Source organism: Thalassospira sp. ABD4_177 (genome assembly GCF_056160125.1).
In genome coordinates this window covers 1,255,622-1,280,558 of sequence record NZ_JBSWWO010000001.1, presented here as the reverse complement: position 1 = coordinate 1,280,558, position 24,937 = coordinate 1,255,622, and the positions used below count along the sequence as shown (strand labels likewise).

The window sequence follows — 24,937 nt, the reverse complement described above, 5'->3', positions numbered from 1 at the left end:
GCCTTTTTGTTTTTCATCGATGATTTGGGTCAGTTTCAGGCGTTTTTACCGTTCAGATCCGGCTTTTTGCCCTCGAATATCTTGGCGATTCCGGCCCCAAAGCCAAGAACCAGCACCCACAATCCATAATATCGCAGCGCACGTGATGCGGTAATCGCAATCAGAAACAGCCAGAATGGATAGGACGCCGCCCCGGCCGCCAGGGCTGCAATCTGCATCGGGACAGGCGTTATGCTGATTGCAAAGACAACCCAGAAGCCGCCTTCCTGGAACTGGGCTTCAAGATCATCAAATTGCTGCTGACCACCGACCATATCAATCAAGGGCTGGGCAAATTCATCAAACAGAACCCAGGCCAGAACATAAAGTGCGAGCGCGCCAAGCACGCTGCCCGCCAATGTCACGGTTGCAACAATAAAGCCGTGCTTGCGCGATGCCGCCATGATCGGGGCCACAATGACTTCGATCGGAATCGGGATAATGGTGGTTTCAAGGAATGACGCGACGGAGATCCCGCTCAGTCCCTTGCGGCCTTCTGCGAGTTTCGCAAGTCGGGTTTGCGCATAATCGACTGCGCGTTTCATCGGCTGTTCTGATTTTTCTTGATCGCGCGACATTGCCTGTTCCTAGATATCCCAAACAAAAAGCAGCCCGCCCGAAGCCGGGCGGGCTGCTAACCTCGGACGTCAGGCGCCGAGTTCAGGTTGTGACGTCTTATTCAGCGGTCTGATTGTCCGAGATGGCCTTCTGCGCATCTTCAAGCGCACTTACAGTGTTGGCCTTCACATCTTCCCAGGTATCCGCAGATGCCTCTTGGGCATCCTCAAGCGCGTCGCTCAGCTCATCGCTTGCGCTGTCCCAAGCTTCGGCCAGTTCTTCGACGGCTTCCTCGCTGTCATTTTCGACTTCTGCGGAAACATCGTCATACTGTTCGCCGAGCTGCTCTGACTTGCTATCGACCCAGGCAAGAAAATCTTCTTTCTGTTCGAACGTAAAGTCCTTGGCTTCTTCATACTGGGCGGCAATTTCATTACCCAGCTTGTTGACATCGGACTCTACCGCATCGTCGGTTGCCATCGTGTTTGATGCATCGGACCCCGCATAGGCCGGAGCCGCTACCGAAACAGACATAAGTACAGTACCGATCATCAGCATATTCTTGTTCAACATCACAACCTCCTTATTTAACAAACACAGCACAATTACTTGCGCGCTGCTTACCCATCACAACGGGTGGTTCGAAAGAATGTTCCGATTAAGGTGATTTTATTTCGTGGAACCTTTTTGAGAACGTGACGTTACATCCCCAAGCGCCCACCAACGAAGCGGGGTACAGCGCAGTAAGATGCGCAAGCCGATTTCACGGGCGCGCAGTAAACAGAAGGAGTTTTAGTTATGGCACATAGCAGTATGCAGACCGTTGCGAAGGAATTTCCCGTCGAGACCGGCGTGGACCGCAAGGATCGTCGCGAACTGGCGAAAATGCTGACGCAGATCGTTGGATCATCGCATGTACTGTATGCCAAAATTCGTGGCGTTCACTGGAACGTGGTTGGCCCGACCTTCTATTCGCTCCATAAAATGACCGAGGAGCATTACGAAGATCTCAATACGGCAATTGACGATATGGCAGAACGCATTCGTGCAATTGGCTTTGCAGCACCAACCGGCCTCAGCGAAATGATGGAAAACTCGGTGATCTCTGATCAGACGAAACTTGTTTCCACCGAAGACATGGTCAAGGAACTGGTCGAAGATCACGAGAAGATGGCCCGTCTGCTTCGCGATGGCGTTGCCGCCGCCGAAGATGTTGACGACGTCAAGACCGCCGACATGCTGACCGAGCGGATCGGTGTCCACGAAGAAGCAGCCTGGATGTTGCGTGCGACGATCTCGTGATCATCCAGCTATGATGTGATAAACCGGCGCCTGCGGGCACCGGTTCTTTTTTGTGCCCTATACAACAAAGGTGCAACGTCATGAAAAGCTCTGATCTGACTGGTAAGGTTCACCTGCTGCTGACCAAGGCAAAGCTGCCTGAAGACTGGCGCGGCAACGGCGCACAGCCCCTGCGCACTGTGTTTGAGGATGCCGGTTACAAGACCGAGCTGACCCTGTGTGACGACCCCGACGCCATCAAGGACCAGATCAAAAGCGCATGCGCACCCGGCGACATTGTTACCGTTGGCGGTGGTGACGGCACGATTAACGCCGTTCTTGATACGGTTATTGCCAACAAGGTGGTTCTGATCCCCGTCCCGCTTGGCACCGCCAACGATTTTGCCCGCACATTGACCCTGCCCGATGACCTGATTGATGCGGCGCGTGCCGCCATTCATGGCCAGATCCGCATGCTTGATATCGGCAGCGTCAATAACAAAAGCTTTGTCAATGCGGCCAGCATCGGCGTGCCAGCAGATGCGCGCAAACGCATCAATCCCGATCTTAAACGCACCTTGGGCGCGATCAGCTATGCGGTTGCGAATTGGCAAAGCTGGCATGACATGGATCCGCTTGAGCTGACGATTACCTGTGGCGACGAAGCACCGCAGAAAATGAAACTGCGTCAGGTGACGATCACCAATGGCCGGTATTTCGGTGGTGGTTTGCGGCCCAGTGAAACCAAAAGCCCGGAAGATGGTCTTTTGCACATGTTTGCGATCCGCGACAGCGTCGATACGCTAAGCGGTCTTGATATCGCGGCCGAACTTTTATTCGGCTCTGTCGATGACAGCAGCTATGCCACCACCATGCAGTGCGACACCATCAAGGTCGAGGGCGAAGAAGGTGCCCCAATTCTGGCCGATGGCGAAATCATCGGTGAACTGCCCGCCCTGCTTTCCATCCATGCCGGCGTGCTGCCCGTCTTTGCCCCCAACAGCTTTGTCGATCAGATTGAAGACACTGCCGGATCGGAAAGCAAACCTTTGGCGCAGCAGGACGAGATCAATGACGTCATGCGCGACACGGTTGATTTTGCCGTGCGTCTTGAGGCGATCTATCCGGTGGCCCAGAACAGCGAGCTTAAGGCGCTGTGTCATGACAGTGCCGGCAATCTGCGCAGCATTGCGCGACAGCTTGAACTGGGCCTGCGCCCATATGGAATCAATGCAGCCTCGCCCGACCCAGATCTTCAAAATCTTGAAGAACTCCGTGACAAGGTGATGGGTTGGTTGCTCGGCAATGCCGATACACGGCTGTCAAACGGCCTGAAAGAGCGTGCTGAACTGCTTAAGAGTGAGATTGAGGCAATATCGCTCGACGACGAGCCGACCGATGTCACCAAGGCCTTGAACGCCCTGACAGACGAAATCGACACCTTTACCGACACGCTCGGTAAAATCATCAAAAGCCTTTAAACAAAAAAGACCGCCATCTGGCGGTCTTTTATTTTGGTTATTCGTCGGCAGACCTGATCAGTCTTCCAGACCGGCAAGACTGCGCGCGAAGGATTTGGCTTCGAACGGACGCAAATCCTCGGCCGCTTCGCCGACGCCAATCGCATGCACGGGCTTTCCGAACTTCTCGGCCAGTGCGACAACGACGCCGCCCTTTGCCGTACCATCAAGCTTGGTCACGATCAGGCCCGAAACATCCGTGGCCTCGCCAAAGGTTTCGACCTGTGAATGGGCGTTCTGACCGGTGGTGGCATCAAGCACCAGAAGGGTGTCATGCGGGGCCGTTTCATCGCGCTTTTTGATCACACGGACGATCTTTTTAAGTTCATCCATCAGATGCGCCTTGTTCTGAAGGCGCCCGGCCGTATCAATCAGCAGAAGATCATAATTTTCGCGCTGGGCTTGCTCAATCGCGTCAAACGCCAGACCTGCGGCATCTGCACCGGTTTCGCGCGCGACCACCGGGCAATCGGTCCGTTCACCCCAGACGATAAGCTGCTCCACTGCGGCGGCACGGAACGTATCGCCCGCCGCCATCATGACCTTAAGGCCCTGATCTTTGTAGGTTTTGGCAAGCTTGCCGATCGTTGTGGTTTTACCTGATCCGTTAACACCGACAACCAGCACCATGTGCGGTTTCTTGTTGGCATCAATCACCAGCGGCTTGGCTACCGGATCAAGGATTTTGGCGACTTCTTCGGAAATGAATTCCTGGATTTCTGCGGAATCGACTTCCTTGTCAAACCGGGTCTTGGCCAGTTCCGCGCTCAATTTCGCAGCGGTCGTGACACCAAGGTCGGACGTAATCAGAAGATCTTCGAATTCCTCAAGCGCATCATCATCCAGACGGCGCTTGGTGAAGATATCGGAAATCCCGGTTGTCAGTTTTGAGGAGGACCGTTTCAGCCCGTCTTTCAGGCGGCTAAACCAGCTTTTTTTCCCCTCTTCACTCATCCCGCAAGCTCCGCAATCAGTTTTCCATCTTCAAGGCCGGTTACCTTGGCCTTGGCTATTGTGCCCGCTTCTATCACGCGATCCAGCAGAACGGGAGCAAAATGCTCCGTATGGCCGGTATTTTCCTTTTCGACCAACACATTCTCGACCATCCCGATCCGCGATTGCAGGAACTTGTTGAGCTGAACATCCCCCGCTTCGCGAAGGGCACTTGCACGTTCCTTGCGCAGATCCTTGGGCACTTGCGGCATTTTGGCGGCCGGCGTGCCCGGGCGCGAGGAATACGGGAATACGTGCAGATAAATCAGGCCACATTCATCGACCAGACGCAGGGTGTTTTCCGCCATTTCATCGGTCTCGGTCGGGAAACCGGCAATGATATCGGCGCCAAACGTTACATCCGGGCGTAGGTCACGGACCTTTTTGCAGAAATCGACCACGTCCTGACGCAGGTGACGACGCTTCATGCGTTTAAGCACCATGTCATCACCGGCCTGCAGGCTGATATGCATATGCGGCATCAAACGCGGTTCTGTTTCGATCAGACGAAACAGGTCTTCGTCGACCTCGACCGGATCAATGGATGAAATGCGCAGGCGCGGCAGTTCGGGCACCTGTGCCAGAAGACGTCGCGACATCTGGCCCAGCGTCGGCTGGCCTGGCAGATCATGACCATAGGACGTGATGTCGACACCGGTCAGAACCACCTCGCCATAGCCATTGGCGACCAGTTCACGCACCTGGCTTACGATTTCGCCCATGGGGACACTGCGGGAGTTGCCGCGGCCGAACGGAATGATGCAGAACGTGCAACGATGATCACAGCCATTCTGGACCTGTACAAAGGCGCGTGCACGACCTTCAAAGCCGGACACAAGATGACTTGCCGTTTCCTCGACCGACATGATGTCGTTGACGACAACACGTTCATGATCGGGCATGGCAAATGTTTCGGCCTTCATCTTGGCATCGTTGCCAAAGATACGGTCGATCTCGCCCATATTGGCGAACTTGTCGGGATTGACCTGAACCGCACAGCCGGTCACGAAAATCTTCGCGTCCGGGTTTTCGCGCCGCAGACGGCGAATGCTTTGGCGGGCCTGGCGTTCGGCCTCGGTCGTGACCGCACAGGTGTTGATGATAATCGCATCATCAAGCCCGGCAGATTTGGCATGATCGCGCATCACCTCGGATTCATAGGTGTTAAGGCGACAACCAAATGTGACGACGCGCGGCTCTTTCATGCTTGGCCTTCTGCGATCCAAAGTTCGAATTCGGGAATATTTCCGCCCGCGCAAATCAAAAAGGATGCTGCAAGTGCGGAACGCCCGACAAGAACATCTATCCTTGCAGGGCGCTGGTTACATACGCTTTTGAACTATGCAATGCAAGCCCGCGCCCTTCATGGCACACATGCAACGGGCGCGCAAATCACCGCAAGCCGTGCGCATCAAAGGTTGGAAATCGTCGATTACGCCGCGCAGTTGCGGTTACGACCTTCTTTCTTGGCCCGGTACAGCGCCCGGTCCGCGCGGTCTATCAATTTCGCCCCACCTTCATTGGCAACATATTCAGCAACACCGACCGAAACGGTCATCTGGCCAAATGAAATGCCCGACTGCTTTGACTTGATTTCACGTGCGGCGATGCGTTTGCTCATATCGGTTGCCAGAACCATGGCATCGGCCAGCGGCGTCTGGGGCAAAAGGATGGCAAACTCGTCCCCACCATAGCGGGCGACAACATCCCGCCCCTCGATGTTGGCTTTGAGCATGGATGCCATCAGAACAAGGATTTCATCGCCGATGCGATGACCAAACCGGTCATTGACCGCCTTGAACTGGTCAAGGTCGACAATCATCACACAGAACGGCTCGGCCTTTATGTTGGAATCATGTTCGGCAACAAGCTGATTGAACTGTTCTTCGAAATACATGCGGTTGGAAACGCGCGTCAGGCCATCGGTATAGGACCGCTCACGGGTTTCTTCGAGTTCGCGCTGCAGCCATTCGACCTTGCCAAGATAGCAATCAAGACGTTGATGCAATCCTTCAACGGTTTGCTGCATCTGATCGGTCTGTTCTATCACTTCGCTCAGAACCGGGCTGACCTGTTCGTTGTCCTTAAGCGTCTCAAGCGACCGCCCAAGCAATGCCCCATAGTTCTGCAGACCGCTGCGCGCTGTGGTCAGGCATTCGTCGCTGTCCTCGACAAGCTCGGAGAAATCTTCCATTCCGTGCTGCAGGAAGTCTGCGGCTTGCCGATCAAAGATATAGCGGTAATAAAGCTGCAAAAGGGTGTCTTCGGCCAGGTCTTCGCCACTTGCGCGCACCGCATCGATGACCCGAAGGATTTCCGGGTTTTCTTCGGCAAAATAGACAAACCAGACATGATAAAGTTCGGGTGTCGGGGGCAGGCCACGTTCGCGCAGCGCCTTGAGAGTTGCGTCAGCATAATCCCAATGACGGGATATCTGTTCGTCCGCTGTGGTCACAACGGGCGCTCTAGGCTCGTGTTTTTACCAACAAAGTCAATATGTTACGCGTCAACCGCATACCCATTGGCCTCAACATACCCCAAATTGCCCAGCGGAGCCAGATATACGTCGAATTGGACTAACCGAAAGTGTCGGACGATTATAGACCTTTAGTCACCCCGGATCATCGTGCCGGCACCGCGTTCGGTGAACAGCTCAAGCAGAACTGCATGCGGTGCACGCCCATCAACGATCACAGCGGCTTCGACCCCGTTTTCCACGGCATCCATGCAGGTTTCCGTTTTCGGGATCATCCCGCCCTGAATGGTTCCGTCCGCAATCATAGCGTTGATGTGGGCGGTGTCAGCGTCCCGTACAAGGTTTTTATCCTGATCAAGGATCCCTTTTACATCGGTCAGCATGTAAAGACGACTTGCCCCAACGGCCTTGGCGATCGCGCCGGCGGCCGTATCAGCGTTGATATTATATGTCTGTCCGTCTTCACCCACACCGATTGGCGAGATCACCGGAATGATGTCGGTATCAATAAAGCAATCGAGAACATGCGGATTGACGGTTGCCGGTTCACCGACAAAGCCGAGATCAAGAACCTTCTCGATATTGCTTTCCGGATCACGCTTGGTACGCGTCAGCTTGCGTGCTGTAATCAGATGCGCATCCTTGCCACACAGACCGACACCAACGCCGCCAGCGGCATTGATGTTTGAGACGATTTCCTTGTTGATCTTGCCCGCCAGCACCATTTCGACGACGTCGATGGTCTGCTGATCGGTCACGCGCAGGCCGTCGATGAATTCCGACTGGATGTTAAGCTGCTTGAGCATCTGACCAATCTGCGGCCCGCCGCCATGCACCACAATCGGGTTCATGCCAACCTGTTTGAGCAGCACCATGTCCTGGGCGAACAAACGCGCCAGTTCCGGATCGCCCATCGCATGACCGCCATATTTGACGACAATTTTCTGGCCGTTAAATCGGCGCATAAAGGGAAGAGCCTCGGAAAGCACTTTCGCACGTGCCAGCATGCGGTATGCACTGGCTTCCGACTGGTCTTCTTCAGAACGGATTTCTTCGTTCATGTCACTTCCCCATATTATCGCTCTTTGCGGGCGCCGGTTCTAAAGCAGCGTTGAAATCTCTGCGCGCAGTTCGGCAAGTCCGGTATTTTTCTCGCTTGAAGTCGCAAAAATCTGCGGCAGAGCAGCCGGGTGCTTGACCAACCCGTCGACTACTTCCTTTATGCGTTTTTCAAGCTGCCCTTTTTTTAGCTTGTCTGCCTTGGTCAGCACAACCTGATACGGCACCGCGGCCTCATCAAGCAGCTTCATCATATCCTGATCGGCCTTTTTAAAGCCATGCCGGGAATCGATCAGAACAAACACGCGGCGAAGCGTTACCCGCCCGCGCAGATACTGTTTGATCAGCGCATGCCAGGTATCAACGATATCCTTTGGGGCCTGGGCAAAGCCATAGCCAGGCAAATCCACGACATAGCATGCACCATCCAGATCGAAATAGTTCAGCTGCTGGGTACGACCGGGTGTGTTCGACGTGCGGGCAATGTCCTTGCGCCCGGTAATCGCATTGATCAGGCTGGACTTGCCCACGTTCGAACGACCGGCAAAACAGATCTCGGTTTTGTCCTCCGGCGGCAGCTGTTCAAGCTGGGCCACGCCAAGAACGAAGTTAACCGGGCGGCTAAAAAGCTTCCGCCCGGCTTCGATCACTGAGTCTTCATGCGTCGGAATGGCAGTTGCCGACGGCAGGTTTTCTTGTGTCATCGTCTTTCCTTCCCCGATGGATCGGGGATTCTCCCCGAAGGGAAGGTCAACCCGTGAAGGGGTAGATGGGGATTAAATCCCCATCTTGTACATGATGTAGCGCTGCTGTGCGATCGACAGCAGGTTGTTCCATGCCCAGTAAATCACCAGGCCTGCCGGGAAGCTTGCCAGCATAAAGGTAAAGATGAACGGCAGGAACATCATGATCTTCGCTTGGGTCGGGTCAGCCGGGGCCGGGTTCAGTTTCTGCTGCAGATACATGGTAAGACCCATGATCAACGGCCAGATACCGATCATCAGCATTTGCGGCGGATCCCACGGGATCAAACCAAACAGGTTGAACAGCGACGTCGGATCCGGTGCCGACAGATCCTGAATCCAGCCAAAGAACGGCGCATGGCGCATCTCGATACTGACAAACAGAACCTTGTAGAGCGCAAAGAACACCGGGATCTGAACGATAATCGGCAAACAGCCGGACGCCGGGTTGATCTTCTCACGCTTATAGAGCGCCATCATTTCCTGCTGCTGACGCTGACGATCATCCTTGAACTTCTCGCGCATCTCGGTGATCTGCGGCTGCAGCTTTTTCATCGCACTCATCGATTTGTAAGACTTGTTGGCCAGCGGGAACATGATCGCCTTGATGATGACCGTGATGATCAGGATCGAGACACCAAAGTTGCCAACCAGATGATAGAGATACTGCAAGAACAGGAAGAACGGCTTGGTCAGGAAGTAGAACCAGCCAAAGTCAATCGCGAGATCGAAGTTGGTGATCCCGTAATCCTCGGCATAGGTATCAAGCAGGGTGACTTCCTTTGCACCGGCGAACAGACGGGTTTCGGCCCCGCCTTCAGATCCCGATGCAATGGTGCGCGGCGCACCAAGATAATCTGTCTGATACTTGTCGGCATTGTCCGCGACATGGTGGCTAAAGCGCGTGGTCATTTCCTCGTCCGAGGACGGGGCAAGTGCCACCAGCCAGTATTTGTCGGTAATACCCAGCCAGCCACCAGTGGTTTTCTGCTCGACCGCACCATCATCTGCCAGATCGTCATAGTCGATCTCGGTCAAGGTGCCGTCGATCACGCCAAGCGGACCTTCGTGCAGAATATAGAAACCGGCAGTCTGCGGCTTGTTCTTGCGCGAAATCAGGCCATAGGGATACAGAACGACATCGCCGCCCGTATTGTTGACGACCGACTGATTGACGGTGAACAGATAGTTCTCGTCAATCGCGATTTCGCGTTTGAAGGTCAGGCCTTCACCGTTGTCCCAGGACAGGGTGACCGGGCTGTCAGGTGTCAGCAATTGACTGCTTGCGGTCCATTCTGTATCGCTGCCAGGCAGCGCCATACCGCTTTTCGCACCAACCCAGCCGAACTCCGCGAAATAGGCATCGTTGCTGCCAGTCGGGTTCAGAACGTGTATCAGCGGGCTGTCATCTTCTTCGGTCTCGCGATAATCTTGAAGCTGGATATCGTCGATCACACCGCCAACAAGACGAATCGAACCTTCGACACGCGGGGTATCAATCTTGATACGCGGCGACTTAGCCAGCGCGTCTTCGCGCTTGACTGCCGGAACGGCGGGCTGTCCGCCTGGAACGGCCGGGCTGGAGACCTGCGGGGTGTTTGTTCCGTCCGCATTCAGCTGTTCGCGAACCTGCGCTTCACGAACCTGAGGATCAGGCTCGGGCGCAAAGAAGAATTGCCACCCGATAAGAATCACAACTGCCGATGCAATTGCTACCCACAGGTTACGTTGTTCGTTCATCGCCTCTTTCCGCTTTGTTCAGCCAGCGCGCGCCGACCGCATATTCTATTTACATGACGAAAGCGCCGGGGACCGGTTTTCACCATCCGACGACGCTTTGTTTTGTTCGCAGCCACATCCGGGCACGGGATCATAACCATGACCACCCCATGGATGGCAACGCATTATCCGTTTAAATCCCATCCAGCCACCTTTTAATGCACCATGACGGGCTAATGCTCCGAGCATGAACGCCGAACAGGTCGGCTGATAACGGCACGACCACCCGATATATGGCGATAAAAACAGCTGATAACCGCGAACTGCGATTTGAAGAAGACGGGCAAAAAAACCGGGAGCACGCATGAATGTCATTTCCCCGGGCCTCCTGCCTTCGTCGTACCGGCTGGCTTGCTGTTGGCGCGTCCCTTGCGGGGACGGCGCGCATCAGGCGCAGACGGCTTGGCATCAGGAACCCGACGCAGGGCAAAACGCATATCATCAATCAGCTTGTCGAACGGCCGATCAATGGTCTGGGCGCGACCGATCACGACATAATCCCAACCGGGCAATGCGTGTTCGCTCATCAATTGCTCTGCCACAGCACGCAAACGCCGCCGAACGCGATTGCGGACGACGGCCTTTCCCACCTTTTTGGTGACGGTAAACCCGACTCGTGCGAGTCGGTCTTCACCGGCGTATTCTGTGTCCGGTTTGATCCCCGGCCGCGGTGCGCCCTGCAGGATCAATCCCTGTGTAACCCATTTCCGGCGGGTGCCCGCAACGCGGAGAAACTCCGCCCGCTTTTTAAGGCGTTCCACCGAAACGGTCACAACATTAGGCCGACAGACGCTTGCGGCCCTTGGCGCGGCGTGCGGTCAGCACACGGCGGCCACCGACGGTCGCGCTGCGGGAACGGAAGCCGTGGCGGCGTTTCCGTACGAGTTTGCTTGGCTGGTAGGTGCGCTTCACTGCACTTACTCCGTTCTAAATAAGGTAATCCGATAAAATTCGAGGTCCGCTGTATAGGGCTTCACACCAGAGCTGTCAACTCGTGACAGGGCATTTACCCCAGAAAACCGGCAATGCCGCCGGGATTTCGTCCCGGCGGCATCCGAAATGTGAATTCGTCACCACTCGATACGTTCGACATTGGAGAATGTCAACTCGGAACCGTCAGAAAACACGATTGTTCCCGACGAATCGGTGCTGAGTTCAAAGGCACTTCCCTTGCTTTTGGTGATCTCGCCCTCATCAAGGACCAGGGTCCAGTCGCTCGAGTCGATATCGCCGCCGCCGACGCCGTGCAATTCGATGGTATCGGTTGTCCAGCCGTTGGCACCGCCATCTACATGGTCATTGCCATCGCCCATGTTAAAGATGAACAGATCCGATCCGCCGCCGCCATACAGGCTGTCATCGCCGATCCCGCCAATCAGGGTGTCATCACCCTCGCCGCCCAGCAGAATGTCGCTGCCAGCACCGCCCATCAGCTCGTCATCCCCGGCACCACCCAGAAGGCTGTCATCGCCGACACCCCCATCAAGGGTGTCGTCACTGCCTCCACCATCAAGCGTATCGTTGCCAGCACCACCAAAGAACGTGTCTTCGCCCCAACCGGCCGTCAGGGTGTCGTCACCGGCACCGCCGTCAAACTCGTTATCACCACCATCGGCATTGAGGATATCGTTACCATCCCCACCATAGAAGGTGTCATCGCCCCAGGCACCGTGGATCGAATCGTCTCCACCCCCGCCCCAGACGGTGTTGCGGCCATCTCCAGCATCGATGCTGTCATTGCCATCACCTGCGGAAATCGTGTCCTTGTCGCTTCCCGTGGTGATGGTGTCATCGCCGCTGCCGGTATCGATGCTATTACGCCCTTCCCCGGCTGTGACGGTGTTATCTCCGTCACCGGCATCGATTACGTCATTCCCCGACCCGGTCATGATGGTGTCTTCACCGGTTCCGGATGTGATGGTGTTCTTGCCTTCGCCGACATTGATGTAATTGTCGCCGTCACCGGCACTTACCGTATCGTTACCGCTCCCGGCCTGGATGCTATCGTCCCCGGTGCCGGTGGTAATGTCATTACGGCCTTCACCTGCACTGACATAGTTGTCGCCATCGCCGCCCAGAATGGTGTCATTCGAACTTCCGGCATACAGGCTATCGTCACCTGCGCCGGTTTCGACATAGTTGCGGCCCTCACCGGCATAAACGATGTTGTCACCGGCACTGGATGTAATGATGTCACGGTTGCTGCCGCCGGTGATGTAGTCATTGCCCGTGCCGCCATCGATGGTGTTACGGCCCTCACCGCCTTGAATGGTATCGTCACCGCTGCCCGCATAAACGACATCATCGCCATTGCCAGCCCAGATCGTATCATCGCCAGCATTGGTGCTGATGGTGTCATCGCCATTATTGCCACCAACCGTGTCATTGCCCGAACCGGTTTCGATCTCGCCGTCATCGTTCGGGTCCCAGATGACTTCATCTTCGTCCTGAACTTCGTCAAAGGTGACTTCAAGAATGGCCGATGTAGTCGCCGTATCCTCGCCATCGCGCGATTGCACCGCAACGGTCAGCTCGAACGTGCCGGAATAATCGCTGGCCGCTGAAATGGTCAGGCCCGACAACTGGGCTGGTGTCAGGCTCCAGGTGCCATCACCATTATCAGTCCCGGCCGACAGGCTTGCGCCTTCGGGCACACCACTGATGGTCACGGTCAGCTTTTCACTGGAATCGGTGACCGCCGCATCAATATCAAGGGCGACGCTTGTTCCTTCGTCACCACTTGCATCCTCGACCTCAAGGGTTGGCGTATCCGCCACACCAGCCACATCAACCGTGATGGTGTCACTGACACTGTTGGTGTCGCTGCCATCAGAAGAGGTCACCGTGATATCAAGATCAAACGACCCGGAATAATCATCGGCGGGTGTGATTGTCAGGCCTTCGAGATCATCCGGGCTCAGCGTCCAGGTGCCATCGCCGTTGTTGGTCCCCTCCGACAGGGTTGCGCCATCCGGAACACCGGAAACCGTAATCGTCAGGGTTTCGGAACTGTCGCTCAGCCCCGCATCAATCCCCAACGAGATGTCTGTATCTTCGTCGCCCGCGATATCAGACACATCCAGTGTCGGCGTATCGGCAACCCCACCAACATCCACGGTGATGGTATCACTGATCGTCGCCGTATCCGCCCCATCGGTTGAAGTCACACTGACCGAAAGATCAAACGAACCGGAATAGTCATCCCCCGGAGTAATGGTAAGCCCCTCAAGGTCATCTGGCGCCAGGCTCCAGGTGCCATCACCATTATCCGTACCAGCAGACAGGCTCGCGCCATCCGGCACACCGGAAATCGTCACAGACAGAACTTCCGACGCATCCGAAAGCCCTGCTTCGATATCAAGCGCAATGTCGCTGTCTTCCGACCCCGGAGCATCGCTGACATCCAAAGTCGGTGTATCTGCAACACCCGCGACATCAACAGTGATCGTATCACTCACACTGGCAACATCTTCACCGTCTGCCGAAGTTGCCGAAACACTCAAATCAAACGATCCGCTGAAATCTTCCGCGGGCGTGATGGTTAGGCCTTCGAGCTGATCCGAGCCTAGCGTCCACGTGCCGTCACCATTATCGGTACCCGCCGACAAACTCGCACCATCCGGGACACCGGAGATCGTGACCGTCAGAGTTTCGGAGCTGTCCGTCAGACCTGCATCGATATCGAGGGCAATTGAACTGTCTTCGTTGCCGCTTGAATCGGATACGTCAACGGTCGGAGCATCCGCGACACCAGCCACGTCAACCGTAATGCTGTCCGTCTTGGTCGCAACATCAGAACCATCCGACGACGTCGCTGTCACGCCAAGATCAAACGAGCCGCTGAAGTCTTCCGCTGGCGTAATCGTCAGACCTTCAAGCTGATCCGAACCCAGTGTCCAAGTGCCGTCGCCATTATCCGTCCCCGCAGACAAGGTCGCACCATCCGGAACGCCGGAGATGGTCACCGTCAGGGTTTCGCTGGAATCTGTGAGGCCTGCATCAATGTCGAGTGCAATGGCACTATCTTCGTTACCGGATGCATCACTGACGTCCAGCGTCGGCGCATCCGCTACCCCCGAAACATCGACAGTCAGGGTATCAGTCGTCGTTGCAACGTCGGAACCATCAGCCGACGTCGCGGTCACGCCCAGATCAAACGAGCCACTGAAGTCCTCGGCAGGCGTGATCGTCAGACCTTCAAGCTGATCCGACCCCAGCGTCCAGGTGCCATCACCATTGTCCGTCCCGGCAGACAAGGTTGCTCCGTCCGGAACGCCACTGATCGTAATGGTCAGCGTCTCGCTGGAATCCGTAAGACCTGTATCAATATCAAGTGCGATAGCGCTGTCTTCGTCACCCGAAGCGTCGCTCACATCCAAAGTCGGCGCATCTGCCACACCAGCAACATCAACCGTGAGGCTGTCGGTCGTGGTTGCAACATCAGAACCGTCGGCAGAGGTCGCGGTTACACCAAGATCAAACGAACCGCTGAAGTCTTCAGCTGGCGTAATCGTCAGACCGTCAAGCTGATCCGAGCCCAAGGTCCAGGTACCATCACCATTATCGGTTCCGGCAGACAAGGTCGCACCATCTGGAACGCCGGAGATCGTGACCGTGAGGGTCTCGGAGCTGTCGGTGAGATCCGCATCAATGTCGAGTGCTATGGCGCTGTCTTCGTTGCCACTTGCATTGGAGACGTCGAGCGTCGGAGCATCCGCGACACCAGCCACGTCAACCGTGATGCTGCCGGTCGTGGTTGCAACGTCTGAACCATCAGCCGACGTCGCCGTCACGCCAAGATCGAAGGACCCACTGAAGTCTTCCGCTGGCGTGATTGTCAGCCCTTCAAGCTGATCCGAACCCAAGGTCCAGGAGCCGTCACCATTGTCGGTTCCTGCCGACAAAGTCGCGCCATCAGGCACACCCGAGATCGTGACCGTCAGCGTTTCGGAACTGTCTGAAAGACCCGCGTCGATATCAAGCGGAATCGCACTATCTTCGTTGCCCGAGGCGTCAGAAACATCCAGGGTCGGGGTATCTGTAACACCAGCAACGTCCACCGTGAGGCTGTCCGTGGTAGTTGCAACATCAGAGCCATCGGCAGAGGTCGCGGTTACACCAAGATCAAACGACCCACTGAAGTCCTCGGCCGGCGTAATCGTCAGACCGTCAAGCTGATCCGATCCCAGCGTCCAGGTGCCGTCACCATTATCGGTGCCTGCTGACAGGATGGCGCCGTCCGGAACGCCACTGATTGTGACAGTGAGCGTTTCGCTGGAATCCGTCAGACCTCCATCAATATCTAGCGCAATCGCGCTGTCTTCATTGCCAGATGCATCAGACACATCCAGGGTCGGAGCATCCGCGACACCGGCAACATCAACCGTAATGCTTTCTGTCGTGGTCGCAACATCAGAACCATCAACCGACGTCGCGGTCACGCTAAGATCAAACGAACCGCTAAAGTCTTCAGCCGGTGTAATCGTCAGACCTTCAAGTTGATCCGAACCCAAGGTCCAGGTGCCGTCACCGTTGTCGGTGCCAGCCGAGAGTGTCGCGCCATCCGGAACGTCGGAGATCGTCAAAGTCAGCGTTTCAGAGCTGTCAGACAGACCCACATCAATATCCAGTGCAATCGCAATGTCTTCGTTGCCAGATGCATCGGATACGTCGAGCGTCGGGGCATCGGCGACACCAGCCACATCAACCGTGAGGCTCTCCGTGGTGGTTGCTACGTCGGAACCATCAGCCGACGTCGCCGTCACACCAAGATCAAACGACCCGCTGAAGTCATCAGCCGGCGTAATCGTCAAACCTTCAAGCTGATCTGAACCCAACGTCCAAGTGCCATCACCATTATCCGTACCAGCCGACAAAGTTGCCCCATCCGGAACACCAGAAATGGTGACCGTCAGAGTTTCGCTGGAATCTGTCAGACCTGCATCGATATCCAGTGCGATAGCGCTGTCTTCGTTGCCCGAGGCGTCAGACACATCCAGGGTCGGAGCATCCGCGACACCGGCAACATCAACCGTAATGCTGTCTGTCGTCGTCGCAACATCCGAATCATCTGCCGACGTTGCCGTCACACCAAGATCAAACGACCCGCTGAAGTCTTCAGCCGGCGTGATCGTCAGACCTTCAAGCTGATCCGATCCCAGTGTCCAGGTACCGTCGCCATTGTCCGTCCCGGCGGAGAGGGTCGCACCGTCGGGGACGCCGGAGATGGTCACCGTCAGCGTTTCGCTGGAATCCGTCAGACCCGCATCAATATCGAGTGCAATGGCGCTGTCTTCGTTACCAGAGGCATCGCTGACGTCGAGTGTCGGTGTGTCAGCCACTCCAGCAACATCAACGGTGATACTGTCCGTAGTCGTCGCAACATCAGCCCCATCGGCAGACGTTGCCGTCACACCGAGATCAAACGACCCGCTGAAATCCTCAGCCGGCGTGATCGTCAGACCTTCAAGCTGATCCGATCCCAGTGTCCAGGTACCGTCGCCATTGTCCGTCCCGGCGGAGAGGGTCGCACCGTCGGGGACGCCGGAGATGGTCACCGTCAGCGTTTCGCTGGAATCCGTCAGACCAGCATCAATGTCCAGCGCAATGGCACTGTCTTCATTACCAGAGGCATCCGAGACATCCAGCGTCGGAGCATCTGCAACACCGGCCACATCAACCATCACAGTGTCCGTGAGTGATGCGATATCAATGCCGTCCTGAGTGCTTGCGGTGATCTCGAGATCAAAACTGCCGCTGAAATCAGACGGAGGCGTAACGCTCAGACCTTCCAGGTCTCCACTGGTCAATGTCCAAGTGCCATCACCATTGTCCGTACCCGCAGACAGAACAGCGCCCTCCGGCACACCGCCAATGGTAATGGTCAAAGTCTCACTGGAATCGGCCAGACCAGCGTCAACATTCAACGCAATAGCGGAGTCTTCGGCACCAGATGCATCAGAGACGTCCAGAGTGGGAGCATCCGCCACACCCGAGACATCGACCGTCAGGGTATCGGTTGCAGTTGCAACATCGGAGCCATCCGCCGACGTCGCCGTTACACCAAGATCAAACGATCCACTGAAGTCCTCAGCCGGCGTGATCGTCAGACCTTCAAGCTGATCAGAGCCCAACGTCCAGGTGCCGTCTCCATTATCGGTACCCGCTGACAAGGTCGCACCATCCAGCACACCGGAGATCGTGACCGTCAGCGTTTCGCTGGAATCTGTGAGGCCTGCATCGATGTCCAACGCAATCGCACTGTCTTCAGTGCCGCTTGCATCCGACACATCCAGGGTCGGCGCATCGGCAACACCAGTGACATCGACAGTCACGGTTTCGGTCGCAGTTGCAACATCAGCACCATCCGCAGACGTTGCCGTCACACCAAGATCAAACGAACCACTGAAGTCCTCAGCCGGTGTGATCGTCAGACCTTCAAGCTGATCCGAACCAAGTGTCCAGGTGCCGTTGCCATTATCTGTACCTGCAGACAAACTCGCACCATCCGGCACACCGGAGATCGTTACGGTGAGAGTTTCGGAGCTGTCCGTCAGACCCGCGTCGACATCCAACGCAATCGCGCTGCCCTCGCCGCCGCTTGCGTCGCTTACATCAAGTATTGGCGCATCGGCGACGCCTTCGACCTCGACCGTCAGGTTTTCCATGACAACGGCGCTGTCATCGCCATCGGTGGTCGAGACCAGAACGGAGAGGTCAATATCGCCGCTGAAGTTTTCAGCAGGCGTGATGCTCAAACCTTCGAGCTGATCAACATCGAGCGTCCAGGTGCCATCGCCATTGTCGGTGCCCGCAGACAGCGTTGCGCCATCAGGCACGCCCTCGATGGTGATGGCGAGGTTTTCGCTGCCGTCGAGAAGTTCGGTATCGATATCAAGCGCGATCGCGCTGTCTTCGCGGCCACTGGCATCGGAAACGTCGAGGGTCGCGCCATCGGCAACACCGGTGACGTCGATGGTGAAGCTGGAGCTGCTTGTTGCCGTATCGCCATTGGCTTCGCGGCTGGTCGCCGAGATATCAAGATCAATGCTGCCGCTGAAATCTTCCGGTGGGGTCAGGTTCAAGCCACTCAGTTGACCCGGTGTGAGCGTCCATGTGCCATCACCATTATCCGTACCGGCCGAGAGGACAGCCCCGTCTGGCACACCGGAAACCGTGATCGAGAGTGTTTCACTGCCGCCATCCTGATCATTGAGCGACGCCGAGAGGTCAAGCGTGATCGCGCTGTCTTCGGCGCCCGTCACATCATCGGCGCTGAGCGTCGGCGCGTCGGCGACCTTGGGTTCTTCAATCTCGATCTCGTCTTCGGTGTCGATTTCCTCTTCAAGAAGCAGTTCATCATCTTCTTCAAGCTCGTCCTCGACCACTGCGGCTTCGGATGCCGGGGCTTCTTCGACCGGTGCAATGAAATCAGGCTGCAGGCCTTCGCCCACATTCGGACCGGTATCTTCGCGATCCCCGCGCAGTTCGTTGGTGTCGTTAGTCGACAGCGGAATGTCGGGCAGGTCTATCGTACTGGGATCAGACTGCAGCGAAATTTCATCTGCGCCAATAGCACCAAGATTGCTTTGGAAGGTATCCGCACCGGTATCGAGATTGCTTTCAATCTCGGCATTTTCGGTGAGCGACAGGGTCTGCTGTTCGGTTGCCTCTTCGGCCTGGGTGCGTTCCTGGCGCTGGGCAGCGGCATTCTGGCGCTGAAAGGCCTGCTGTTCTTCGGCTTGGGGGTTGCGGATCTGGGTGCCGTAATGCACCGATCCCAATTCCTGCTCCTGCGGACGTGCGGAACTGTCCTGGTCATCATGCAATTCGACCAGTTCGTCACTCTCACCATCCTGACTGAGCGAACGCTCCAGATCTTCTGGTGCGGCTTGATGGTCAAGATCCCCCCGACCACCTTCATCAGTACGTGAAGTTTCAGTTTCGCTGCGATCGTCCGCCATCTAACCCATTCTCCGTAAAGCGCGAGACAGGATAGGCCCACCCCACACATCTATACAGTAGTATAGAAACACTGGTAACCACCAGTGAAATGTACGGCCAGGCAGTAGAAATGATTGCATTTCCAGCGGGACCAGAAAATTGCTCAGCGTTCGCTAAACGCTTGATCAAGAGAGACATAAACCGGCTTCAAAAGATATTGAAGAAGCGTACGCTCCCCGGTCTGAATATCGGCCTGAACCGTCATCCCGGGTATGATCTTCTGAGCTGTCGCACCCTCGCCGACAGAGTCGTCATTAAGTGCAACTTTGCCCTTATAATACGGACGTCCATCTTCATCAACAAAAGTAGAGGCCGATATCGATACCAATTCACCCTCAATCCCGCCATAGCGGATGAAGTCAAATGCACTGACCTTGACAGTGACCGGCTGACCAAGATGGACATGGCCGATATCCTCGGTCGATATCCGGGTTTCCGCAATCAGAACATCGTCAACCGGGACCAGCTCCATCACAACCTGTGCCGGGGCAATCACCCCGCCGATGGTGGTGAACTGAAGCCCCTTGATGTAGCCACGGGTCGGCGCAACGATTTCAAGCCGCGCAACACGATCACGCAATTTACGAAGCGCCTCACGGGCCTGCGCGATTTCACCACCCAAACGGCCAAGCTCGGTAATGGCTTCTTCGCGCTGGCTTTTTTCCAGTTCATTCAGGCGCAGATTTGCCTCGGCAATGGTTTCGCGTGCACGTGCCTGCTCGGCAACCACGCCAGAAAGATTGCCTTGTGCTTCGTTCAGTTCGCGCTGGATATTGAGAAACAGCACCTTGGAATTCAGCCCCTGCTCATAGAGCGAACGGCGCATGGTCACTTCCTGGCTCAGCAAATCAGCCGACTTGCGAAGGGTTGCTTCCTGTTCGCTCAGCTGGGCCAGTTCAGCGTTGCGTTCCTTGATCTGGACCTGAAGGATTTCGCTTTGATTGGCGTCGAGTTCCGTCTGAATGCGATAGATTTCCGCCTGATTGCGGGCGAGTTCCGGATACCGTTCATACAGGCTTGCGAAATCGGGTTCGCGCCCCTCGGCAAGGGCGCGGAAACGTTCTGCTTCAAGCTGCAAATTGCCAAGACGGGTTTCGGTTTGCGAAAGCTCTGCCTGGGCGCCATCGGCCTTGAGCCGGACAAGCACCTGCCCCTGTTCGACAAGATCACCGTCACGCACCATGATCTGTTCGATGATGCCGCCTTCAAGATGCTGGATCTTGTTGACCGCACTTGTCGGCATGACCTGACCAAACGTGATGGCGGTTTCCTTGATTTCGGTCGTGGCCGACCAAGCAATCAGCGCCAAAAAACCGACCGAAAGCATCACCATGGCAGAACGCACAAAGACGGAAATGCCCCCCTCTTCGAGCAACACGGCATGCGAAAGATATCGCGCCATCCGCCGGGAGCGCTTGAACCGCTCAATCGCGGTATCCTGAACTGCTGCGTCACTCATAGGTAGCCTCCGTCTATCACTTGCTGCTTGATGCGGGCGGGCGGGCCATCCCCGCGCAACTGTCCGCCATCAAGAACAAGAATGCGGTCCGCCAAATCCAGATGACTTGGCCGATGGGTAATCAAAAAGATGGTCGAGCCGCCGCGCAGGCGATTGATCGTGCTTTGGAAGGCACGGTCTGCCCGCTGGTCGAGACCATTGGTCGGTTCATCAAACAGAATAATCGGCGCTTCACGCACAAGCGCGCGTGTCAGTGCCAAACGCTGCAGGAAGCTGGCCGAGAAGCGCGATGAATGCTGATCGCCAACGCGGGTCTTGAACCCATTCGGAAGGGCTTCGACCTCATCAAGGATGCCCGCGGCCATACAGGCCATGCGTAAATCATCACTGGACGCCACCGGATTGGCGAGCCGCAGGTTCTGTGCAATCGATCCCCGGAAAAACTCGATATCCTGCGGCACATATGAAATCGCCTGACGCAGGGTCTGCGGATCCATCTGACGGATATCAGCACCATCGATCAGGACCGCACCGGCCTGGGGCTGATACATGCCGGCAATCAATTTGATCAGCGATGACTTGCCCGCACCATTGGCACCAACCACGGCAACCACCTGCCCCGGCTTGATTTCGAAATTAACCCCCATCAGGGCGGGATCGGAATCCGCGGTGTAGCGGAAACTGACACGCGAGAAGGTTACAGCGCCTTCAAAACGATGTTGCTCGACCGAGCGAGGTACAAGATCGCCTTCGGGTGCAATCGTCATCAGACGGTTGATCTGACGCACACTGCCGCGCAGCTGTGCCAGACGCGGCATGCCGAGAAACGCCTGATTGATCGGCCCTAGAACCCGCCAGGCCAGCATCATTGACGCTACCAGCGCGCCGACACTCATCTGCGCGTCCATCACCCGCTGCGCGCCAAAGGCCAGAACAAGTGCGCCCGATGTAATCATCAGAACCTGAGCAGATGTGTTGATCACGTTATTGACCATCGCCACCCGATAACCGGCATAGGCGGTGTCGGCTGATATATCGCGGAAGCGTGCGAGCCAGCGCTTTTCAGATGCAGTGTATTTGAGTGCCGACATCTTGCCGACGGTTTCCACCAGAAACTCCTGACGGTTCGCGCCATGACGGCCGAGTTCGGACACACGCCGCGCCACAATCGGAAACGCCACAATCCCGATCAGGGCAAACACCCCGATCAGTGCAATCGGGATCAGGGCAAGCCAGCCGCCAAGATAGAACATGACGATCAGGAAAAGCGGCACAAACGGCATTTCCATCATCACCAGCGCCATCGGCCCGGTAAAGAATTCACGCACGCTTTCAAAATCGCGGATACGCGAAATCTGCACGCCCACAGGTGCGCGTTCGGTAAAGGCCGGCGGCAGGGACAAAAGCCGTTCGAAAATGGCGCCACTGACCAGCGTATCAAGCCGCGCGCCAAAATGGCTGACGATCTGGCTGCGGAGCGTGCGCAAAATCCAGCCAAGGATCAGTATAATCCCGATCCCGATGGAAAACTGGATCAGCATCGGGATCGAACGCGTGCCGATCACCCGGTCATAAATCCCCATGATGAAGATCGGGGTCGCCAGCGCCATGATGTTAAGAACAAACGTCATCGCCAGCAATTGATACCCAAGGCCCGAGAACCGGTCGGCAATGCCGCCAAACCAGCCACGTTTGTCGTCCTCGAAATAGCGTTCGCGTCGATCCGCGGCCGAGAATTGGTAAATCTTGCCAGGTAACGCCGAAAGCTTGATGACGAACTCGCGGTCCGTCCCGCTGTCAAAGACCCGTACACCGTTTTCTTCGGGGCGGATCACGACAAGCGCGGTGCCTTCATCCGGGACGAACAGGCAAGGCATCAGGCGTTCATCAATCTGATCAAGCGTCGCGTCAATTTCGCGCGATTGATAGTTCAGATGCGCCATGACGTTTCGGAAATCGGTCAGATCAAGCGCCTGGTCCATATGCGGCAGGGCCTCGGCAACCTGACGCGGCAACCCCCGCCACCCCAGCGCCTGAAGCAACGGCCAGACACAGGCATCGAAATCCGAAAGCGCATCGGTGCTGGCAAGCCCCATCCGGTAATTCAGCGCGAAGTCCATGTTTTCGAGCTTTTTCATCGTGCCCCCGTCCCGGTTGAGGCCGGACGCCCGGCATCCTTGGCCGCATCCGTGGTTTTGTTCGTGCGTCGCAAAACCGGTACCAGATGCTTGTCGATCAGACGGTACTGCTTGTTCGCCATCGCAATCAGGGATGGGCGATGCGATACCATCACCAGCGTGCAGTGCTTTTTCAGCTCCACCATCAGGCTGGTCATGATGTTGTCACCCGCGATATCAAGCGAGCTGTTGGCTTCGTCAAACAGAACAATACGCGGATAATCAATCAGGGCACGCGCCACGGCAATACGTTGTTTTACCCCGCGCGGCAGGGTCTCCGATGCCTGCCCACCAACTTCGGTGTCGTAGCCTTCGGGCATGCGCATGACAATGTCATCAAGGCCCAGGCGACGCGAAATTTCGATCACGCGTTCAACACCGATTTCCTTGCGAAAACCGGTAATGTTTTCAAGGATCGTACCTTTGAACATCACACCATGCTGGGGCAGATAGGCGATCTGGCGGCGGGTGGATTCGGCGGTGTAGTCTGCCGGGTCCTTGCCATCAAGCAACACTTCACCGCGATCCGGGCGCAAGGCCCCCATCAGCAACCATAAAAGCGTTGTCTTGCCGGTCCCGTTATCGCCGGTAATCGCGATGGATTCGCCGGGTTCAACGACCAGATCAAGGTCGTCGAAGATCTTTTTGCCATCGGCATGCGAGAACCCGACATTGCGCAACTCGATCTTGCCATCGAGCAACGGCATGTCGGCCGAGCCCAGCGTATCTTCTTCTTCGATTTCAAACAGCTCATTGACCCGCTGACGGGCAACGCGAATATTCTGGAATTGTGTCCACAAGGTCATCGCGCGCTGAAGCGGCTGAATCGAACGCCCCGAAAGCATCGTACACGCGGCAAGTCCACCAACCGTCAGTTCGCCGTTAATCACAAGCACACTGCCAACCGCTGCCACCAGCACCATGGTCAGCATCGAAAAGGTCGCGCTGGCATTGACCGCCGCATGGGCAGACCGTGCCGCGCGCATGTCATCCCCGGCGCATTGCGTCTGCAACTGATCGTGGCGACGGATCATCAGGTTTTCCATCGCCATCGATTTGATGGTGTGGATGCCGGTCAGGGTCTCAATAATGAAGTTATATCGCCGTTCATCGGACTGGCTGCGATCATCAAGGGCACCACGAAGATCGCGGCCAAGAAACATCGCCGTCAGGAAGAACGCCAGAAGAATGCCAAGCGGCACAAATACCAGATGCCCGCCAATCACTGCTATCAGAGCCAGGAACAAAACGATGAAGGGCAGATCAACCACCGCCCCGATTGCCTGCCCGGAATAAAAGTCACGCAGCATATTAAGGCTGTTAAGCCGCTGAAGATGCAAGCCGGGTGCTGTCTTGCCATAGTCGGTCAGACTGGTCGAAAGCAAGTGCCTGACCGCTTGTTGCGCGCTGTAATGTTCGAACTTCGCCGCCGACAGCGAGGAGATAAAAGCGCGCCCCAGGCGCAGCACCGCCTCAAGGACAAGCGCACCCAGCACCCCGAAAATCAACAGGGTCAGGGTCGGGATGGAACTGTGTGGCAATACCCGATCATAGACCTGCAAAAGCGTGATCGGCAAGGCAAGCGTAAGCAGGTTGATCACCAAAGCCGTGATCAACAACGCAAAGCGGCCTGTCCGCAGGTGCGACAATGTACCGATATTCAATCGAGACCGACGTCTCATCAGGCTGGCGAGCTCCCGAACCTCACAAAATCCACCACACCAAAGTGGGGGATATATACAATGAGATAGGATACATACCCGATTGCCCCATTCAACGCAAGAAGATCGTGGCGAGAATACAACCTGATGTGAACCATCTTACCCCGCCTTGGCGGGTCTTGATCAGTT

General features: G+C 56.2%; 17 protein-coding genes. 2 read left to right on the top strand and 15 right to left on the bottom strand.

Features of this window, described 5'->3' with window-relative positions:
* Positions 1-35: 35 nt before the first annotated feature.
* Together ACXAF0_RS05835 and ACXAF0_RS05830 are read right to left on the bottom strand one after the other, a co-directional pair.
* Positions 36-617 (bottom strand): YqaA family protein, encoded by a 582-nt coding sequence (locus tag ACXAF0_RS05835; RefSeq protein ID WP_475344737.1) that lies wholly within the window; start codon positions 615-617, stop codon positions 36-38.
* A gap of 97 nt (positions 618-714) precedes the next feature.
* Complete coding sequence (locus ACXAF0_RS05830; RefSeq protein ID WP_475344735.1) at positions 715-1,170, bottom strand: hypothetical protein; 456 nt, start codon at positions 1,168-1,170, stop codon at positions 715-717.
* Between the two features lie 225 nt (positions 1,171-1,395).
* On the opposite strand from ACXAF0_RS05830, the gene ACXAF0_RS05825 reads away from it, so the two are divergent.
* Positions 1,396-1,899, top strand: coding sequence for a Dps family protein (locus ACXAF0_RS05825; RefSeq protein WP_475344734.1), 504 nt, complete (start codon positions 1,396-1,398; stop codon positions 1,897-1,899).
* Between the two features lie 80 nt (positions 1,900-1,979).
* Positions 1,980-3,359 (top strand): diacylglycerol/lipid kinase family protein, encoded by a 1,380-nt coding sequence (locus tag ACXAF0_RS05820; RefSeq protein WP_475344733.1) that lies wholly within the window; start codon positions 1,980-1,982, stop codon positions 3,357-3,359.
* A gap of 57 nt (positions 3,360-3,416) precedes the next feature.
* On the opposite strand, the gene ftsY is transcribed toward ACXAF0_RS05820, so the two are convergent.
* From ftsY to ACXAF0_RS05755, 13 genes are all read right to left on the bottom strand, one after another.
* Positions 3,417-4,352 (bottom strand): signal recognition particle-docking protein FtsY, encoded by a 936-nt coding sequence (gene ftsY / locus ACXAF0_RS05815; RefSeq protein WP_475344731.1) that lies wholly within the window; start codon positions 4,350-4,352, stop codon positions 3,417-3,419.
* On the bottom strand, positions 4,349-5,596 hold the full coding sequence (gene mtaB / locus ACXAF0_RS05810) for a tRNA (N(6)-L-threonylcarbamoyladenosine(37)-C(2))-methylthiotransferase MtaB (protein ID WP_475344727.1): 1,248 nt from the start codon (positions 5,594-5,596) through the stop codon (positions 4,349-4,351). Before mtaB ends, ftsY begins: the two co-directional genes overlap by 4 nt.
* Positions 5,597-5,823: 227 nt before the next feature.
* Positions 5,824-6,846 carry a GGDEF domain-containing protein gene (locus ACXAF0_RS05805; protein ID WP_475344725.1) on the bottom strand — a complete coding sequence of 341 codons (1,023 nt, stop codon included), beginning with the start codon at positions 6,844-6,846 and terminating at the stop codon, positions 5,824-5,826.
* A gap of 152 nt (positions 6,847-6,998) precedes the next feature.
* On the bottom strand, positions 6,999-7,928 hold the full coding sequence (gene argB / locus ACXAF0_RS05800; protein ID WP_475344723.1) for an acetylglutamate kinase: 930 nt from the start codon (positions 7,926-7,928) through the stop codon (positions 6,999-7,001).
* A 39-nt stretch (positions 7,929-7,967) separates the two neighbouring features.
* Positions 7,968-8,630, bottom strand: a complete 663-nt coding sequence (gene yihA / locus ACXAF0_RS05795; protein WP_475344721.1) for a ribosome biogenesis GTP-binding protein YihA/YsxC — start codon at positions 8,628-8,630, stop codon at positions 7,968-7,970.
* A gap of 72 nt (positions 8,631-8,702) precedes the next feature.
* Positions 8,703-10,409: a membrane protein insertase YidC gene (gene yidC, locus ACXAF0_RS05790; protein WP_475344719.1), complete on the bottom strand. Its 1,707-nt coding sequence runs from the start codon at positions 10,407-10,409 to the stop codon at positions 8,703-8,705.
* A 45-nt stretch (positions 10,410-10,454) separates the two neighbouring features.
* Positions 10,455-10,754 (bottom strand): membrane protein insertion efficiency factor YidD, encoded by a 300-nt coding sequence (yidD, locus tag ACXAF0_RS05785; protein WP_475346226.1) that lies wholly within the window; start codon positions 10,752-10,754, stop codon positions 10,455-10,457.
* Positions 10,755-10,759: 5 nt separating this feature from the next.
* Positions 10,760-11,209, bottom strand: coding sequence for a ribonuclease P protein component (rnpA, locus tag ACXAF0_RS05780; RefSeq protein WP_475346225.1), 450 nt, complete (start codon positions 11,207-11,209; stop codon positions 10,760-10,762).
* A 16-nt stretch (positions 11,210-11,225) separates the two neighbouring features.
* A complete protein-coding gene (gene rpmH / locus ACXAF0_RS05775; RefSeq protein WP_007091264.1) occupies positions 11,226-11,360 on the bottom strand; it encodes a 50S ribosomal protein L34 in 135 nt (44 codons plus the stop codon).
* Between the two features lie 158 nt (positions 11,361-11,518).
* Positions 11,519-19,411 (bottom strand): hypothetical protein, encoded by a 7,893-nt coding sequence (locus ACXAF0_RS05770; protein WP_475344716.1) that lies wholly within the window; start codon positions 19,409-19,411, stop codon positions 11,519-11,521.
* Between the two features lie 143 nt (positions 19,412-19,554).
* Positions 19,555-20,910 (bottom strand): HlyD family type I secretion periplasmic adaptor subunit, encoded by a 1,356-nt coding sequence (locus ACXAF0_RS05765; protein WP_475344714.1) that lies wholly within the window; start codon positions 20,908-20,910, stop codon positions 19,555-19,557.
* The gene (locus ACXAF0_RS05760; protein ID WP_475344713.1) at positions 20,907-23,048 is read right to left on the bottom strand and encodes a peptidase domain-containing ABC transporter; all 2,142 of its coding nucleotides are present in this window, start codon (positions 23,046-23,048) and stop codon (positions 20,907-20,909) included. The genes ACXAF0_RS05765 and ACXAF0_RS05760 overlap by 4 nt, the downstream gene beginning before the upstream one ends.
* Positions 23,045-24,769 carry a peptidase domain-containing ABC transporter gene (locus tag ACXAF0_RS05755; RefSeq protein ID WP_475344712.1) on the bottom strand — a complete coding sequence of 575 codons (1,725 nt, stop codon included), beginning with the start codon at positions 24,767-24,769 and terminating at the stop codon, positions 23,045-23,047. Before ACXAF0_RS05755 ends, ACXAF0_RS05760 begins: the two co-directional genes overlap by 4 nt.
* Between the last annotated feature and the right edge of the window lie 168 nt (positions 24,770-24,937).